Source organism: Paenibacillus sp. AK002, from assembly GCF_053903045.1.
The window spans coordinates 1,918,866-1,936,782 of sequence record NZ_CP096377.1; the positions used below are offsets into that span (position 1 = coordinate 1,918,866).

The following is a 17,917-nucleotide window of genomic DNA, read 5'->3' on the forward strand; positions in this document are numbered from 1 at the left end:
GAACAAACCGAATGAATCTCATGATCGTGGAAGATGAACCCCGGCTGCGCAACGCACTGGCTTACAATATCCCGTGGGACAAGCATGGGATTGAAGTCGTGGGCATGGCGTCCAACGGCATCGAAGCCCTTGAGCTGGTAGGCCGAAAAAAACCCGATATTATGCTGATCGATGTACAGATGCCTGAAATGGACGGGCTGACGCTCCTCGGCGAGCTGCGAAGCCGGCAGGACATCAGCCGATTGACAAAAATGATCATCCTGAGCGGACATGACAACTTCGAATTTGCGCAGCTGGCGCTGGAATATGGGGTGTCCAAATATTTATTGAAGCCCGCCGGCGAGGAAGACATTCTCGAAGCGGTGCTTGAAGCGAGGCAGCAGCTGCGGGAGGACTTGGAGCAGTGGCAGCGTAAAGCGGCCTTGGAGCAGAAATGGAAGGACAATTTGCCGCATTTGCAAAATCTCTTTTTTATCCAATGGGTCAGCGGCAAATATACAAAACAGGACGTCCTTAACAAGGGCAGGGAATTATATGTTTCATTGAAGGAAAATGACCGTTTCGCCGTCGCCGTGGTGGATCTGGACCCCCTGCCGGAGAGCGAGACCCGCTTTCAGCGGGGGGATGTCGAGCTGCTGCAGTTTACGATGCAGTGCCTGGCCAAGGAGCTGCTGTCCCATCCATCGCTCTGGATCACGTCGGATTCAGGCAATATGCTCCTGATGGTCTTGATCCTGGAGGAAAGCCAGGATGCCAAAGAAGCCATGCTGCGGCTGAATGCGGACGTATCCAAGCTCCTCTCCCAAACGAGGGAGGTGCTGAAGATAACGGCCAGCGCCGGCATCTGTGCATCCATCGGGACGATCGAGGAGATGAGCCTCTTGTATGCGCAGGCTTGCCGGGCGCTTCAGGAGCGCGTCGTGTATGGACACGATCTCGCGATTCCTTACCGGGAGCAGCTCCAGCGGGATATTCAGGGCGTGATCGTTCAGCAGAACCTGGAGAAGACGCTGGAGATCGCACTGGAAACGGCGGATGAAACGAAGGCGCTGGAGGCGCTGAAGGGATTATGGGAGGAAGCCTTCTCGAGGTCCGAATCCTCGGACGAATTCCAGGAGGCGGTGCTTTACATGAACAGCTTCTTTACCCGAATGATCCAGAAGCAGGGCTGGACGGTAAAAAGAGTCGTCGGCGACGATATCGAATATTTCCACAACGTCAAGCTGCTGAGCACCAAAATGCAAACCTGGTCGCTCCTGGAGCGAACGGTGAAACATATCATCACGTTTATGGGCGAACAGCGGAAAACGACAAGCAATCAGGTGGTAAAGGACATTCTGAACCTGCTCGAGGAGGAGATGGACCAGGAAATTACGCTGCACACGGTAGCGGACCGGCTTTACGTGAATTCTTCCTACCTCAGCCGGCTGTTCAAGCAGGAAATGGGGGTCGTCTTCTCCGCTTACGTGCTGGAACGCAAAATGGAGCGGGCCAAGTCGCTGCTGCAGGACGGACTCAAGGTGTACGACGCCGCCCGGCTGGTCGGATACCGCGATGTCAGTTACTTCACCAAGGTGTTTCGGAAGTATTGGGGCGTGAATCCGGGGGAGTTCAAGGGATAAGAATATGGGAGAGGCCGTACGGCACTGCTGCCCACATCTGAAAGCCCGCTGCGCGGCCGTATCATTCCTCCAATCGCTGTTGTCGCCGAATTTCCTGGAATGATGATGACAGCGGAAGAAATTCGGCTCCAGTCAATGCTTTCGATGCGAGTTTTCCGTTGGAAAACTTTCGGGCGACCGCTAACGCTTTTCCGGAATCGATTCGTCCGCTCCGCTGGTCCGCGTGGGGTCCCCCACCCTCCCCCTATTAGGATGGGGGAGGGGGCAAAACGCAGCGCAGCAGTGCGTGCGCAGTTACATAAACCAGGCAAACGAGCCGTTCGGGGCCAATATCCCGAGCGGCTCGTTTGCGTTTACCCCCAGCCCCAACCATCGGCAGGGCGGAAGTAATCACCCGCGCAGAATGGTTGGGGCTAGGGAGGCCACGCTCGGCGCAGAGCAGAGGTGGCCTCGCTTGGCGACGAAGCACGGCATTGCCGTATTTCGAATGCCAACACCACGATTGAATCAGCTTCAACGGAGCAGGAGGAATTGTTCTGGAGAAGCGGCAGCGGTCCCCTTTATCACCGGATTTCCACATTGTCTATCCATTCGGAAGAAATCCGGGGGTAACAGGGATCGGAAGAACAATCCGCATGCGGAGTGATGAACAACCCTCTTTTTTTGATGTTGGTTCAAAAGCTCCTAGGGTTTTGAAAGCAAATGCTTTGAATTTCAGGTATGAATTTCGTTGGCAACGGTTCGCCGATCATCACAAGTTAACATCCCATGAAATACCCACCGCAGCCCCATGGCATAATTACTGACGTCCGTGCCCCAACACAACATCATATTACCATAAATAGTAATGATCCTCGCCTACTCAGTCCCGGCGCAGGGAATTACAATTTGTAGTAACCAAGGAGATTGAATCAATAGAAAGGGGGAGACGAGTCGATGAAACCCACGTTAGAACCATCGCCCGCACCGCATAGAGAGATGAAGCCAAAACGAGGGTATTGGGGGCGTTTAGGGTCCGATATATGGAAAGAGTGGGATCTTTATCTGCTGCTCGTGCCGGGCATTTTGTTCATTTTACTGTTCAAGTACACGCCGATGTACGGGATCACGATCGCATTTAAGGATTTCAACATCTTCACCGGATTTGCCGACAGCCCGTGGGTAGGATGGAAGCATTTCGAGAAGCTGTTCACGTCGCCGGATTTTGCTCAGGTATTCAAAAATACGGTCATCATCAGCTTCCTGAAAATCGTGATCTTGTTTCCGCTCCCTATCATTATCGCACTGATGCTCAATGAGCTGAGGCATATGGTATTTAAACGCACGGTGCAAACCGTCATCTATCTTCCGCATTTCTTGTCCTGGGTCATCGTTGGCGGATTGTTTATCGATTTGCTCTCGACGAATGGAGGAATCGTCAACAAATTGCTGGTGTCTCTCGGCATGGAGCAGATTGCGTTCTTCCTGGATAACAGCGTGTTCCGGAGCGTGCTGATCACGTCGGCGGGCTGGAAGGAAACGGGCTGGAGCACCATCGTATATTTGGCAGCGTTTACAATGATCGATCCAATGCTGTATGAAGCGGCGAAGATTGACGGTGCCGGACGCTGGAAGCAGCTGTGGCACATCACGCTGCCGGGGATTGCTCCAATCATTGTCCTGATGTTTATCCTGCGGCTGGGGAATGTACTGGAAGCGGGAACCGAGCAGATTCTGGTCATGTACAACCCGGTGGTGTACCAGGTGTCGGATGTCATTGGTACCTATGTTTACCGGCAAGGCTTAGGGAACCAGGACTATAGCTTCTCGACCGCGGTCGGCTTGTTCGAAGCGGTGATATCGTTCACGTTGGTCATTCTCGGCAATGCCATGAGCAGAAAATACTTACAGCGCGGGATCTGGTAAAGAAAGGGTGGCACAAATGGATCACAAAAAAGCTTTGGAAGGAACAAACACCACCCGAGGTGTCATCAAAACGTCGTTCTCGGAAAAATGCTTCTCGGTATTCAATTATACGTTCTTCATCGTGATGGGTTTAACGACCCTGCTGCCTTTCATGAACCTGATCGCGAAATCCCTGAGCAGCGAGGGAGCCGTCATATCGGGTCAGGTTGGGCTGCTCCCGGTCGGGGTTCAATTCGAAACGTACAAGTACGTGCTGCAGGATTCCATGTTCTTGAATTCGCTCAAGGTGTCCATCTTTCTGACGATCGTCGGAACGGCTTGCAGTTTGTTTTTGACCACGCTGACGGCTTATCCGTTGTCCAAATACCGGCTGCGCGGACGGAAAGGCCTTCTGTTGATCTTCGTATTCACGATGCTCTTCAGCGGCGGACTGATTCCGACTTACCTGCTCATGCAGAATTTGAATCTGGTGAACTCCTTCCCGGTGTTGTTCCTGCCGGCGATGGTGAACGTGTACAACATGCTGATCATCAAAAACTATTTCGAAGGTCTTCCGGATGAGCTGGAGGAATCCGCCAAGCTGGACGGCGCGGGGAACATCCGCATTTTGGTTTCGGTCATCGTGCCGCTCTCGCTCCCCGTCATGGCAACGATCGGATTGTTCTTCGCGGTTGCTTTCTGGAACGACTATTTTGCAGCGATGATCTACATTACCGATCCGGCGATCAAACCGATGCAGCTGTACCTGAAGGAACTGCTGGTTTCGTCCAGCGGGGATTTCCTGAAGGACAATGTCGACGCCGCGATCAACGCAACGCCGCAGTCCATACAAGCTTCCTCGATCCTGCTGGCAACGATCCCGATTTTGCTGGTGTATCCGTTCCTGCAAAAGTATTTTGTCAAAGGCGTGCTGGTGGGTTCGGTTAAAGGTTAGGGTCATCAGGTTTTCTGAAGATATCAGAAAGTATAAACTTTGGAGGATCTGCAGCCTGGTATCGCAAGAAAAACTACCGCTTCACGCGGTCTGTCTTCTTTGAGAGTACGTGATAGACGTTTTTCTTAACATTATAGAAGTTATAATTTCCGGGGTCCCCGCAAAGTACCTGAATGGACTTCGGAGCAAGGCCCCAATTTGTGGGGTTATCTTAAAGGTGGTGATGCGCTTCGTATTGCTCAGCTGGCAGAATTCATTGAATTTCTCAATCACAAGGAGGGTTATCCATGATCAAGATTAAAAAATCCGCGGTACTGGCCGGGATTCTCGGATTCACGCTGGCGCTGTCCGGATGCGGCGGCGGGGGAGGCGGCACGACGAACACGCCGGCGGCTCAGCCATCGGACACACCGGCAAGCACCCCGAAAGACGAGGGAAACAAAGACACAACGGCTGAAAAACCGGGTCTGCGCATGATCATGCAATATGGATTGTTTGATCCGAAGACCGAATACGTGGCCAAGTACATCCAGGAAAGAACCGGATTCAACGTGGAATACGAGCTGCTGCCGGCCGAGAACGCGGACGAGAAGCTGAACCTGCTCGTGTCTAGCAAAGATAACTATGATCTGGTGAAATTGAATGCGGCCCAGTTCTACAATCTGGCCTCTGCGGGAGCGCTCGAGCCGATCGATGAGCTGTTGGAAGCCCACGGCAACTACATTAAACAGTCCATTAAACAAGAATCCTTCGGCAGTGCAACAATCGACGGCAAGATCTACGGCATTCCTGAAACCGGCGCGGGCGTAAGCATCGGGGAAGAGCTTGTGGTCAGACAGGATTGGATGGATGAATTGGGGCTGGCTACGCCTACGACCGCCGATGAGCTGTACAACGTGCTCAAAACGATCAAAGAGAAGAAAAAAGTCATTCCGCTCACCATGAGCAAGGACTCCCTGTATGGCGATATCGCAACGACATTCGGCATTTTGACCGATTGGAAAGAGGTCGACGGCAAGCTGGTGCATCGCGCCGAGCAGCCGGAAATGAAAGAATACATCACCTTTATGAACAAACTGTACAAAGAGGGTCTGCTGGACACCGAAACGCCGATCAATACCGCGCAAAAGTCCATCGAGAAATTCTCGGGCGGCAATGCGGCGATGTATAAGCTGGCATGGTGGAACGCAGGCACGACGATTGCCGCACTGGAGAAAAACTTCCCGGAAGCCAAAACGTCCATCATTCCTTATCTGAAAGGCAAGGACGGCAAAGCCGTGGTCGGAGCGAAAGCGAATACCACTTGGTATGTAGCCATCCTGAAATCCTCGAAGAACAAGGAAGCCGCCATGGAATTCCTGAACGCGAAGATGGAGCCGGAGACCTTCAAAGGCATCGCGCTGGGTAAAGAAGGCGTCCACTATGAAGTGAAAGACGAAAAATACTATCCGATTCTGCCGATTTTCAATGATGAATTGAGTAATGCAAGCAGCTTCCTGACAGGGGTAGACGAAGAGAAATACCCGATCTACTGGCAGGCACGCGTACGTAAAGATCCGATTCTGCAAGCGCATTTCGAAGCCTTCCAGAAGAATGCCGAAGGCATCATCGTTGTGGATCCGATGTCAACGGCACCGCCGATTGAAGCCGTATCCAAAAACCTGCTGAAGTTGACGACCATGCTCGATGACAATGTGCTGCAATTCATTTCCGGAGCGAAGCCGATTGATGCTTACGATCAATTCCTGGCTCAATGGAGAGCCGAAGGTGGAGCCGATATGGTGGCCGCGGCAAATGAATGGTTTCAATCCACGAAGTAAATGACCTAAACGAAAAAGCAGTCTGCGCAAGCAGCTGCTTTTTCAAAATTCGTAAAGGGGGTGACTGTTGAATTTATATTCACGTGATCGTTCATTCTGAATAAAAGAAGGGTGGTATTCCTTGATGTATCGTTTATTTCGCAGGCGAATCGCGCTGCTCCTCAGTTTGTCGCTGATCGTATCGCTCATCGTGCCGATTGGTTCTTCCGCGTTCGCGGATAACGAAATTCCCCCGGCTCAAAGCGCGGTTCCCGAGCCGGTTACGCTGGTCTCCCAAGGCGGAAACAGTCTGGAATTCACGGATATCAACGTTGCAGGCGACGCGCTGAAGAGCCAAAATGACTACTTGGCGCTGTACACGAGCGGTGCTTCGGTTACGGGCTCCGTGTACACCGATGAGGTATGGGTTCCCACGCTACATGTCGCGGTCTCGGTGGATGCCGGCGGTCAAGTGCTGGACATTCTCGGACCGGACGCCGATCCTCCGGCTGCCTGGGATCCGGGCACGCTGCTGCCGATTCCGGCCGGCGGTTATGTTGTCGTGGCAGGCGGGACGCTTCCGTGGGAGCAATCCGCTTATCAAAAGCCTCTCTTTAATCAAAACCAAACAGGAGATTCGGTGAAGCTGATGCGCGCGGGCGTCGAAGTGAAAGCAGCCGATTTCCTGCCGGATCAGCCGGGGCCTGGGCCGGATCCGCTGCCGCCGGAGCTGCATCTGCTTACGCCAAACGATGCGACAGTGGATATCCCGGTCATTGAGATTGCGGGTTTTGTGGCGAACTATGCCGCGGACCTGGATTTAAGCGTAACCGTCAATGGCGATGAAACGGCGCTTACGGCGGATGGCGTGTTCCGCACGAATGTGTATTTGGAGCCGGGTCCGAACGCGGCTCAGGTAAAGCTGTTTAAGGGAGACGGCGAATTGGCCGTTCAAACGCTGAACATCGTGTACGAACCGATCGAGAACCAGGATTATATTGAAGTCGAGGCGGCGCCGAAGGATATTACAATCGACATCGAAGGTCCGCGCAAGAAGCTGGATTACGTCGATAAGGATGTCACGGGCGTGCCGAACATCGTGGCGGTATTTACGAGGGATTACGGCAGCTCCATCACGATTCCCCAGACCAATGTGGCCGTGCAGGTGGATGCCAACAACCGCGTATTGCGAGTGGTCAATCCTTCGATCAACGGCAAGCCTCCGGTGTGGACCGGACCGACCGATCTTGAAATACCCGAAGGCGGTTATGTGCTGATGGCACAGGACAACAGCTATGCAGGCAACAACATCAAGCGGTATTTGGCCGAGAACTTTAAGGTCGGCGACATGATCAAGCTGCGCAAGAACGGGGAAGTGGTTCAGGTACGCGACATCATGAGCGGCAACGGCCTCATTGCACGGCTCACGCTGGATAACCAGACGATGTACACCGTAACGGAAGGCAGCACCGCCGTCACGGGGCGCATTGACAACATAGACGATGTTGCGGCGATCAAGCTGCTGGTGAACGGGAACGAGATTCCGTTTGAAGCGGATGGCACCTTCACTCATAATTATACGTTAACGAACGGCACCAACTATATCGAAGTGAAAGTGATGAAGAATGACATCGAGCAGGATGTGCGTCATTTGGCCGTGTTTGCCAGACCTGGTTTTTCTCCGGAAAAAGAAGTCATTCTCTGGGTGGACCAGGCATCCAATGCGAGAAAGTTCAAAACCAGCGAGGATGTTTTGGCATTTCTGCAAAAAGCCAAGGAAACGGGCGTGACGTCGGTCGCGTTTGACGTGAAGGGCGTTGAAGGCTATGTTTCGTACAAAAAGAACGATTTGACGGGCAGACCTTACGTCAGCGAGATCAAGGCACCCGAAAAGGCGGGGGCAAGTCCGGATCTGGACCTGCTGCAGGAGTTCATTGACCATGGCCATGCCCTGGGATTAGAGATCCATGCGGCGATCAACGTGTTTGCCGAAGGATCGATCGCCCATAACGAGTATGCGGTGCTGAACGACCACCTCGACTGGGAAGAACGCGTGTATTTCCCTGAAAACAACGGCGAGATCAAGCGTCTGCGCGAAAGCAAAAAGCAGGGCCTGGTAGCTTTCGTCAACCCGTCCAATGACGAGGTCCGCGATTACCAGCTTAGAACGTTCGAGGAAATCATCAAGAATTACGACGTGGACGGGGTTGTACATGACCGCAGCCGGTATGACAACGAAGGGGCCGATTTCAGCGACGAAACCCGCGTGAAATTCGAGCAGTTTTTGCAGGCCCGGGGCAAGCAGCTTGTCAATTGGCCAAACGATATCTTCTCCTATGAAAACAATGTAAGGGTATACGGCCCGCTGATTCAGGACTGGTGGGAATTCCGCTCGGGCACGATTCAGAGCTTCTTCGGCGAAGTGAAGGCGCTGGTGGATTCCTATGAAGTCTCAGAAGGCAGAAAGATCGAGGTATCCTCTTATGTAGGATCCTGGTATGAGACGTATTATCTAAACGGCGTCAACTGGGGCAGCAAGAACTTCCGGTTCAATCCCGCACTCGGCATGCCGGACGAGTCGGTGTATACGGAGGAATATTACCAAACCGGATACATCGAGTATTTGGATTTTCTGATGATCGGGGCTTATCAAACGACCAGTCAGGAAATCCAGAAATACATTACGCTTGGGAATATCGTAACGAACGGGGAAATTCCGCTGTATGCAGGCATTGCCATGAACAACGTGCAGGCGCCGGCCGTCCAGCGCGAAGTATTCCAGGCGGGGCTGAAGTCCACGAACGGCCTGATGCTGTTTGATGCATCCCAGGTCAACTGGCCGATCGCGGCTGCCGCTCTCCAAGATAAGGAGTGGGTGAAGGACTACCAGCTCGGCATGAGCTTGCCGGGAAGCCCGGATTCGTTCCTTGAAGGCAATTTCTATAACATCAACCGGATCGAGGGCAACGTTAACGTGATGACGGAAGCCTTCGGATACTCCACGGGCACGAACCGCTTCGGGGTTGAAGTGGTGGTGGATAACACGGGTCACGTGACGCGCGTAGTCAACCGGAACCAAGCGATCAACTGGAGCTGGGGAGCCCCGGAAGAGAATAACAGCGTCATACCTGCGGGAGGTTTTGTCATAACCGCTCTGGATCCGTCAGGCACAAGAACGCTCCGCCAGCTCGTGGCCAATGCTTACAATACGGGCGAGCAGGTTCGTTCGGCCGTATTAAGCGGGCTGATGGACGATGAAGGCAAGGAAACGCGCGCCAGCCAGCTTGCGTTAACAGGGCTGGTCGAAGTTCTCGGACCCGGCCAAGCGGCCGTGAAGGTGAACGGTGCCGATGCGACCCTGTCGGCTAAAGGTGAATTTACAGCGAACGTGCCGCTGCAAACGGGCGCCAATTCGATCACCGTGGACGTATTCGTTGACAACTTCAAAACAAACAGCAAGACGTTTGAGGTCATCCGGACTTCTACGGGAGACGGCGGATCCGATCCGGGAACTCCGGGCGGAGGATCCGGTTCACCGGGTGGAGGAACGACGCCGCCACCTCCAAAACCGACCGAACCCGAGCGCTTGAACATCAAGAAAGAGACGGCACCGGACGGCAGGACGGTCATCGTAGCGGATGCAAACGAGAAGTCTTTGCTCGATGATGTGGCACGGCTTAGCAAGCTGCCGGCGGCTTCACGCTTGCTTACGTATAAGGTAACTGACGCTTCGGATTCCGTCGTTCTTCACTTGCCGGTTCAAGGGCTGAGCGCTGCCGTGAAAGACCTGCCGGGGGGCTCCATCGTGTTGGAATCCTCCCAAGGCCGATTGGAAATTCCGCTCCAGTCGCTGACGGAAGCCATGCAGCAGCGAGGGACGGCGGAAAGCTTGCAGATCCGCGTCGGGTTTGCTTCGAAAGAAGAAGAGGACCGGATGAAGGCAGCACTGGAGGATGGAGCCTCCATGCTGGATGCACCGCTTGCCATAACCTTGGCGTGGAAGCAAGGTGACAAGTTGTCGACACTTCCGGCACTGAAAGGACCTTACGCTAAGTTTACGAAGGTTCTATCCCGTGTCGCCAGTCCATCCCAAATGACGGTGCTGCGGATGGATCCGGCATCCGGCCAGCTGGTCTTCGTACCGGCGCTCATTCGCACATCGAACGGTACCTCCCAAGCGGAGTTCAAATGGAGGGAGAGCGGGGTTTATTCCGTTGTCTCCCATGCGAAGACATTTGAGGATTTAAGCAGTCATTGGGCCCGCGAGGACGTATCGCTGCTGGCCTCGAAAAAATTGATTGAAGGACTGAGCGATACGCGTTTTGGTCCGAACGAGCCGATCACGAGAGCGCAGTTCACGGCGATGCTCGTCCGTGCGCTCGGGTTGAAGGATCAGGGAGCCGACACGGGCTTCCAGGACGTGAAGGCATACGATTGGTTTGCGTCCGCTGTCGCTACGGCTGTGGAGAATGGGCTGATCGAAGGCTTCAGCAATGGCACATTCCGTCCGGACGAGGAGATTACCCGTGAGCAGATGAGTGTCTTGCTGCTTCGGGCGCTGATGCTTGCCGGCAAGGATCTGGAGACAGGAGACTCCGGCTCCATATTGGAAGGGTTCAAGGATCGTGACCGCATCGGATCCTGGTCCGAAGAGGCCGTGTCGGCCATCGTCCATTCAGGTCTGATGGAGGGACGTTCTTCTGACAAGTTCGTTCCCAAGGCACATTCCACCCGTGCTGAAGGAGCGGTCGTATTAACCAGAATGCTGCAAATGGCAGAATTTATTAACCGTTAAAGCCAAAGACCCGTTCGATCCTATCGAACGGGTCTTTGTTATGTACCAGGGAGTCGCCCATAAAGTAACGACCTATTAAATACGGATAGATTATTATCGATCCGTATCGTTAGTGATTATTTTTTATTCTTAAGTAAACCCATCTAACAATCAACAGTATCAGTAAGGAGGTTGTTACATACCAAGGAGTTGCGTTACCGACGAATCTCCCGAGCAAGAAAACCCCGATAAATAGAAGGATGAAAATAACAACGGTCAGAAACTTAACCAATATGATCGTTAATTTATCCATAAGAAACTCTCCAAATTATAAGTCGTTCAGTATAAGTGAGTTAGAAGAACCAATTCAATCTAATTCCAACAGACATAAATAATATGATCCAACCCCACAGAATCAATAAACGAAAAGGACGTGGGATAGTTAAATATTCCGAATACAGTTTGAGTATAAGCTTCAACCGATTCCCCCCTGTTTGATCGTGAGATTGTAATAGACTTTCTAAATCTAAGTGGGGTATAAGTGCATCGCGGCGGCTATCGACCCAGCCTTCAGTTGAATAGCTTCATCATCAGTCGCGGGATATATAACAGGGTATCAGATATGAGGGTAACGATGTTTGCCCAGTTTTCTATACGGGTTCTTCCAAACCTGAATTTTTTCATATTAAGCACCTCGCTTCAGAATGAGATCAGCATCTTAAAGTAAATATTACGCAGGAATCTGTACAAGGTTCCAATAAATAGGAGGTAAGCGGATGTACCGAACCCTGTTTCGTGCGTTCAGAAGGCATGGCATGCCATGGATATTGGACTAATGCACATTCTGATCATCATTGCCGAAATGCCCTGTCTAAGGGCATCCGTTTACATAAACTGTACCATACCATCACACAAGGAGGTTTATATCGATGAGCTACGACAAATGCTGCTACGGCGGCGGATACGGATCTTCGGTAGGCATTGTTCTGGTATTGTTTATCCTGTTGGTGATTGTATTAAGCACCTTTTGGATTTAAGTCATGGTGAGCATCCTCGTCAATCATAATGCCTTTCGGATTCGCTCCAGCATGTCGCCGGCAAACGCGACGAGTCCATCCGGCGCGGATTCCGCGGGTTTCCCGGCTCCGCCGCTATATTGATGCAGGGCATGCTCGATCATCGGGTGATACTGCGAGGGAAGTGCGCGAAGCCCCCATTCGCCTCCTTCTTTTTTGGAGGACACCACGCCTTCCCTCAGATAGTACAGCACCCGGCAAAGGTTCAGCGTGTAATACACAGGAGAGGCGGTAATATCCTGTACCGCACTCTCTACATCCTCGAGGACGGCTTGGACGTAATAGGAACGGTCCACGGGCGGGAAGACCTCGCGAACGGGTTTGCCGTACAGTGCAATGCCTCGATGATAGATCACGGTATAATGGGCGGCCAGGTCCGCGTCTTGGAATCCGCCGCATAGGTAATCGTCATCGGCCAGATACCTCTCGCGATGGAAGGCGGAGTAGTGGAATTCGAATGGTGGCGGATAAACGAGCTCCCGGAGACTGGACTCCAGGACCAGGCTCAGTTCCAATCCCTGCTGATTGGCCATTCCATCGTGGAGGGCTATGAGTTTGTTGGCAAGCCGCCTCAATTGTTCCCGGGACGGCTGCCTTGCTGCCACGACCAGCAGATCCACGTCGCTTGCTTCCGGGTTGAAACAGCCCATAGCCAAGGAGCCATGCAAGTAAACGCCGACCAAATGGCTGCCAAGCTCCTCCGTAAACAAGTCCACCGCTTGATCCAAAACCGATTGCGTGTCCAATCGTACCCCCACCTTCATTTAAACGATATTTTTATCCATTATGGTAGGGTGGTCTTTCCGTTGTCAATGATCATTCCTTCCCCCGTATATGAGGAAAAGGCAGCAGGATAGCGGAAAGAAGCAGGGGAACGGAACGTACATATCGAAGTGAACACGGGACTATGTTTAGAGAAAGGGCGGAGTTATGGGCACTTTTAATGAGAATCAGCCTAGCGCTGTGGAGGTCTACGCGATCCGGAATTCGGATCATATCCGCGACGAAACGTTTCGGGCCTTATTCCAGACGCTGTCCCCTGACCGACAGGAGTATGTGTCCAAGTTCAGAAGGGCGAGCGATTACCAGCGTTCGGTGCTTGGCGATGCCTTGGTCCATCGCATGCTTCGGGATAAGCTGGGACGGGAACGGATGAATATGGAAATCATCAGAAACGCTTACGGCAAACCATTCTTGAAGGATCATGATAACCTGCATTTTAACGTCTCCCATTCCGGGCAGTGGGTCGTGTGCGCCGTCGGCTATGAGCCGCTCGGGATCGACGTCGAGAAAATGGAGAACATCGATATGGATATTGCCAAACGGTATTTCCATAAAACCGAGTTTAACGCGCTGCTCAACTGCCCTCCATCCGAACGGCTTTTCCGCTTCTTTGATTTATGGACGCTAAAAGAAAGCTACATCAAGGCCGTTGGCAAAGGCCTGCATTTGCCGTTGGATTCTTTTGTAATGGAGCGGCAAGGCGGTGAATGGGAGTGGGCACCCGTGGTTGGAGAGAACGGAGGAACCTACTATTTTAAGCAGTATGCGCTGGAAGAAGGGTACAAGCTGTCGGTGTGCAGCATGGACCGCCATTTCCCCGAGCAGATTCAATACGTAACGGCTGATGAGTTATGAACGGGAAGGAAATACCAAAACCAGCTCAGGACGTTGTCCTTGAGCTGGTTTTTGCAGCGGTTCTATAGCGGCGGCGAATCAGACGGGCCGGAGTGCCGGCCATGCCAGCTCGATGCCTTCGCTTACGAGCTTTTGCTGGAAGCTGGCGAGTCTATCTTTGTCGTTCCGAACATCCGTCGGCAGAATGTCATGATCCAGGCAGTGGCTGATGCAGTATCCGGCGGCCTCGCCGATGTTCCATTCTACGGGATGCAGCCGGTAGCAGCCGTTCGTAATGTGGGTGACCCCGATGTTCTTGCTGGCAGCCAGCACATTCTTCATCCGCTTCGGTATTAAGCTGCCCAGCGGAATTTGGAATGGCAGGGAAGAGATATCAATGTAAGGACGCTCACCCGTGCTCGGGTGCAAATCGATCCGGTAACAGCCGATACCGACGGAATCGTGGAACGTTTCGGCAACGCCGTCAGGGCGCGATTCGGTTGCCACATGCTGCTCCAGGACCGTGAACTCGGCCTGAATTCTTCTGGACTCACGGATGTAAGGGTACATGGCCATTCCGTCTTCCGTTCCAACCACATCGGGACGCAGACGCAGTCCGGGATAACCCTGTCCGCCATCCGGCCGGGGCACCTCGGTTTGAAGCCAGTACAGCAGGGACAAGCTGAGCTGTTTGGCTTGATCAATATGATGGTCGGCCTCTTCCTTCGGCACATCGATAATGGAACCCAGCCAGTAGTCGTTCTGCGGCCAGTTCACAAGCGACACCGAACTGTCGAACGTACCTTCGGCAAAATGCTTCGGGTCCAGGATTTGACGGTATTGATAAAGCGGGAACTTGCCGTGTCCCGGGAAAATCTCATACTCGACCGGCTCATTCGTCGACGGCTTGACGGCGCTCAGGCTTAACAGCTTATCCGGCCAGAAATCGGGTTTATACTCCCGCCAAAAATCATACAGCTCAGGCTTCTCAATCGTATGGTCTTCACCCTCCAGATAGTCGACGGCAAAACAATACGTAAAGCCCTGCATGTCCTGCGGCAGCGGATCGCCGTCGACGGCATGCGGCTCCCCTGTCTGGGATTTGGACTCCGCACCGGTGACATATTCGATGCCTGCCAGCGGAAGCAGATCTCCTAGCTCGGTGGCATCCACGAAGAACGGGGCGCGGAGGACGATTTGATCCTCGGTTTCAAGATGACGCACGGTTACGCTGTCCACGCGATCCCCTGAAACGTCGGCAGACTCCGCCGCATATTGATACAGGATCGTAAGCCGCCCGCTGTGAATGTACGGGGCCAGCATTTGGTGCAGCACGGCGAGAGCCGTGCGGGGCTCATGGCACAGCCGGCTGACGATGCCGCTGCCGGGATTCAGCTGCACGTTGGATCTGGCCTTTGGCGTCATGGGAAAATTATCGCGATAGTACTGGCGGACGCCTTCGCGGAACTGCCGGTAGCTGCGCGTGCAGCCAAAGGATTCAATCCACGGATGCTCGTCGGGCGGAACCGCCTGGCTGGTCAGCTGTCCCCCGATCCAAGTCGTTTCCTCGGTCATGATGACGGATTTTCCTGATTTGGCGGCGGCAAGCGCAGCGGCTGTTCCTCCTGTCCCGCCGCCGAGAATGACGATATCGGCCTGCATTTCTCGTATCATGGCACAGATTCTCCTTTTGGGATGGTTTCGTAAATGATCAACAATCAGCACAAAAAGTGACTATTCTAATTGTAGATGCTCATCCTCAGGAAAAGTACGGGACACAGGTGACCTTTTTTGGTAATCTGATGCCGTTTTACAAGGCTTATGATCCGGTTTTGTATTTGCTGCGATATTGCCCGGGCGTCATCCCCTCCAGCTTGCGGAAGGACCGGATAAAGTTCTGCGAATTGTTGTAACTCAGTTTCTCCGCAATATCCTTAATGGGCATATCGGTTTCGACAAGCCATTTCTTGGACATCTTGAAGCGGTATTGGGACAGGTATTCGCTGAAGGACATGTTGGTTTCTTTCTTGAACACGCTGCTTAGATAAAAATTGTTGTAATGGAGGCGCGAAGCACATTCCTCAAGCGTAATGTTGCGGTCGAATTCCTTGCTGATCATCTCGATCATCTGCTCGGAGAGATTCTGGTATTGAGAGTCCTGGCGATCCCGGAAAACACTCACCATCGGCCGGATGATCCGCGATTTGAACCAGCTCTCGATATCGGGATTGGTGTAGAGCCGAAGAAGCTCCTCCACGAGGGAGCTGTCCCGGATGTCGAGCTGCTCCAGCATGATCCCGTTCTCCTGCATCACAATCATCAGATCATTCAACAGCCGGATGAGCGAGATTTGATACTCATGCGGCGTCCGGTCCTTGCGAAACACCTCGTCCAGCCACTGCCTCAGAAGCTCCACGGCCCGTTCCTCGTCAGCCAGCTTGATGGCATCGATCAGCTCGTTCTCCACCTGCATCGGATAGAAATAGACCCGGGTATGCTTGCCGGAGTTCAGGCTGAAATAAGGGACGATGACGCCGGTTCCCAGCTTGATGCGGTGTTTCAGGGCTTCAAGCCCTTCCTGGTAGGCGCGCGACGTTTTGGACAGGTTGTCGTAAGGCAGGCTGATGCCGATGCTGACCTCCAGATCCAGGAAATTTCGCGTCGTCTTCTGGATCTCCTCCGATAGGGTATACACATAATCGTTGAATGCCTCAGGCGTGATGCCGCCTCGTCCGATGAGCGTAACCTGCGTAAGATCGATAATGACGGAGGGGAGCCGATGGGAGGAGGGGATCATCTCCTCAATAATATTGTTGACGGCAAACAGCAGCAAATCCCGATCTTTTCGTTCATAGCGGGTTTCGTCCAGCATGTCGATCTGGAGGGTGAAGACCGCCAGCTGTTCCCATGCGGATACTTGCTCCTTGAAGCCGAACATCTCGATCTGTTCCATCACTTCGGGCGGATTGATCTTGCCCAGGAACAGTTTATGGAGGAAAAAGGTGCGCACCTGCTGGCTCGTCTGCCGAAGCTCGCTGCGGAGCTTGGTATTCGAATTGAACATATCCCGGATATGTTCGTCGATGACTTGCAGCTCGCTCTTTTTGTTCGCTTGGATTTCCGGGAGACGCTCCACGATATTTTCGAAAATGTGACGGATGGGCGTATACATCTTCCGCGTTCCAAGCCATACAATCAGGACGCTGAAACCGATCATCAGCAGGCAGATATACAGCGTGAACCAGCCGATGGAACGGGACTCCTTCGTGATGGCGGACATTTCGGTGAAGGAGGCATACAGCCAGCCGTTAAAATCGGAACGGACGTACGTCACCGACACTTGCCTGTTGTCGATCTTCGTCTCGAACTGCCCCGATTTGCTGTCAAAATGGTCCAGCTCCGCCTCCGCATACCCGGTATCGGTCAGATATAGTCCCAGTTTCCTTTGCTCCGGATGCACAACGATCCGGTAATTGTGGTCCAGCACCATGACCTCCCGGGATTCGGAAGGGCTGTCCATCATGGCGGCAAGACTGCAGCTGGGAATGGTGGCAAGCGCGACGCCCCGGGCGCTGGAAGAGGAGAGCGGCATTTTCTTCACAAGGGCGATCGTATAAGGGCAGGCATAACTGAGCGTATCGCTGGAGCCGAGGGATTCGGTCTCCAGCATCATCCAATTGGAGTTTCCTTGCAGCTCGAGAAGCTTCAGGAGCGTCCCTTTGGAAGCGTATTCATTAAATTCGTACATGCCCCGGTTATTGATCAGCCAGTTGCTTGTCGCATTCGCAAGAATGACGTCCGTTACTTTGGTTTCGGGAGACTGCAGCAGACTCATCTCTTCTCTCAGTTTGTTATACAACTGGAAGTCATAATAGGACAGGGGACGATACAAGGCGCTTTGCAGCATGTTGGAATTGATGACGTAATTCAGTGTATAGTCTACGGTCCTCAGCACCTGTTCAAGATTGCTGTTCGTTTGATTCATGATCTGGATGTTGCTGCTGTTGACATGGTTTTGCACGGAGGTGGATGATTTCATGAACGAGAAGAAGCCGAGGGCCGCAAGAGGAATGATGCTGATGAAGCAGCCGAACAGGACCATTTTAGAATAAAAGCTACTTTTTGGATGCAATAGGTACACCTTCCTGTTTAACAAAGTGTATAATCATTGTATGGGCAACCCCCGTTAC

The 17,917-nt window shown here is 52.9% G+C and carries 11 protein-coding genes; 8 read left to right on the forward strand and 3 right to left on the reverse strand.

What is annotated here, in order from left to right:
* Positions 1–11: 11 nt before the first annotated feature.
* The 7 genes from M1D70_RS08215 to M1D70_RS08245 all read left to right on the forward strand — a co-directional run bounded on the left by M1D70_RS08215 (position 12) and on the right by M1D70_RS08245 (position 12,071).
* The gene (locus M1D70_RS08215; protein WP_009592150.1) at positions 12–1,622 is read left to right on the forward strand and encodes a response regulator transcription factor; all 1,611 of its coding nucleotides are present in this window, start codon (positions 12–14) and stop codon (positions 1,620–1,622) included.
* Positions 1,623–2,066: 444 nt separating this feature from the next.
* A complete protein-coding gene (locus tag M1D70_RS08220) occupies positions 2,067–2,234 on the forward strand; it encodes a hypothetical protein (protein ID WP_456289604.1) in 168 nt (55 codons plus the stop codon).
* A 324-nt stretch (positions 2,235–2,558) separates the two neighbouring features.
* Positions 2,559–3,527 carry an ABC transporter permease gene (locus M1D70_RS08225; RefSeq protein ID WP_050802821.1) on the forward strand — a complete coding sequence of 323 codons (969 nt, stop codon included), beginning with the start codon at positions 2,559–2,561 and terminating at the stop codon, positions 3,525–3,527.
* 16 nt (positions 3,528–3,543) lie between these two features.
* Entirely contained in the window at positions 3,544–4,461 is a 918-nt protein-coding gene (locus tag M1D70_RS08230; RefSeq protein WP_009592167.1) for a carbohydrate ABC transporter permease, read from the forward strand.
* Positions 4,462–4,748: 287 nt separating this feature from the next.
* A complete protein-coding gene (locus tag M1D70_RS08235; protein WP_456289605.1) occupies positions 4,749–6,281 on the forward strand; it encodes an extracellular solute-binding protein in 1,533 nt (510 codons plus the stop codon).
* A 124-nt stretch (positions 6,282–6,405) separates the two neighbouring features.
* Positions 6,406–11,055: an S-layer homology domain-containing protein gene (locus tag M1D70_RS08240; RefSeq protein WP_456289606.1), complete on the forward strand. Its 4,650-nt coding sequence runs from the start codon at positions 6,406–6,408 to the stop codon at positions 11,053–11,055.
* A gap of 908 nt (positions 11,056–11,963) precedes the next feature.
* Complete coding sequence (locus tag M1D70_RS08245; RefSeq protein ID WP_139083963.1) at positions 11,964–12,071, forward strand: YjcZ family sporulation protein; 108 nt, start codon at positions 11,964–11,966, stop codon at positions 12,069–12,071.
* 23 nt (positions 12,072–12,094) lie between these two features.
* On the opposite strand, the gene M1D70_RS08250 is transcribed toward M1D70_RS08245, so the two are convergent.
* Positions 12,095–12,856, reverse strand: coding sequence for an aminoglycoside adenylyltransferase domain-containing protein (locus tag M1D70_RS08250; protein ID WP_456289607.1), 762 nt, complete (start codon positions 12,854–12,856; stop codon positions 12,095–12,097).
* Between the two features lie 184 nt (positions 12,857–13,040).
* Here M1D70_RS08250 and M1D70_RS08255 point away from each other — a divergent pair, with 184 nt between their 5' ends.
* Positions 13,041–13,748 carry a 4'-phosphopantetheinyl transferase family protein gene (locus M1D70_RS08255; RefSeq protein ID WP_009592176.1) on the forward strand — a complete coding sequence of 236 codons (708 nt, stop codon included), beginning with the start codon at positions 13,041–13,043 and terminating at the stop codon, positions 13,746–13,748.
* 78 nt (positions 13,749–13,826) lie between these two features.
* Here the strand turns inward: M1D70_RS08255 and M1D70_RS08260 are convergent, their stop codons facing one another.
* Both M1D70_RS08260 and M1D70_RS08265 read right to left on the reverse strand, forming a co-directional pair.
* Entirely contained in the window at positions 13,827–15,401 is a 1,575-nt protein-coding gene (locus M1D70_RS08260) for an FAD-dependent oxidoreductase (protein ID WP_456289608.1), read from the reverse strand.
* A 145-nt stretch (positions 15,402–15,546) separates the two neighbouring features.
* The gene (locus tag M1D70_RS08265; RefSeq protein WP_456289609.1) at positions 15,547–17,859 is read right to left on the reverse strand and encodes a helix-turn-helix domain-containing protein; all 2,313 of its coding nucleotides are present in this window, start codon (positions 17,857–17,859) and stop codon (positions 15,547–15,549) included.
* Positions 17,860–17,917 lie beyond the last annotated feature (58 nt).

Bases quoted from the DNA above. Each gene is read 5' to 3' on its own strand.
- M1D70_RS08245 (WP_139083963.1), top strand. From the start codon at position 11,964: ATGAGCTACGACAAATGCTGCTACGGCGGCGGATACGGATCTTCGGTA.
- M1D70_RS08230 (WP_009592167.1), top strand. From the start codon at position 3,544: ATGGATCACAAAAAAGCTTTGGAAGGAACAAACACCACCCGAGGTGTC.
- M1D70_RS08235 (WP_456289605.1), top strand. From the start codon at position 4,749: ATGATCAAGATTAAAAAATCCGCGGTACTGGCCGGGATTCTCGGATTC.
- M1D70_RS08215 (WP_009592150.1), top strand. From the start codon at position 12: ATGAATCTCATGATCGTGGAAGATGAACCCCGGCTGCGCAACGCACTG.
- M1D70_RS08255 (WP_009592176.1), top strand. From the start codon at position 13,041: ATGGGCACTTTTAATGAGAATCAGCCTAGCGCTGTGGAGGTCTACGCG.
- M1D70_RS08225 (WP_050802821.1), top strand. From the start codon at position 2,559: ATGAAACCCACGTTAGAACCATCGCCCGCACCGCATAGAGAGATGAAG.
- M1D70_RS08240 (WP_456289606.1), top strand. From the start codon at position 6,406: ATGTATCGTTTATTTCGCAGGCGAATCGCGCTGCTCCTCAGTTTGTCG.
- M1D70_RS08260 (WP_456289608.1), bottom strand. From the start codon at position 15,401: ATGATACGAGAAATGCAGGCCGATATCGTCATTCTCGGCGGCGGGACA.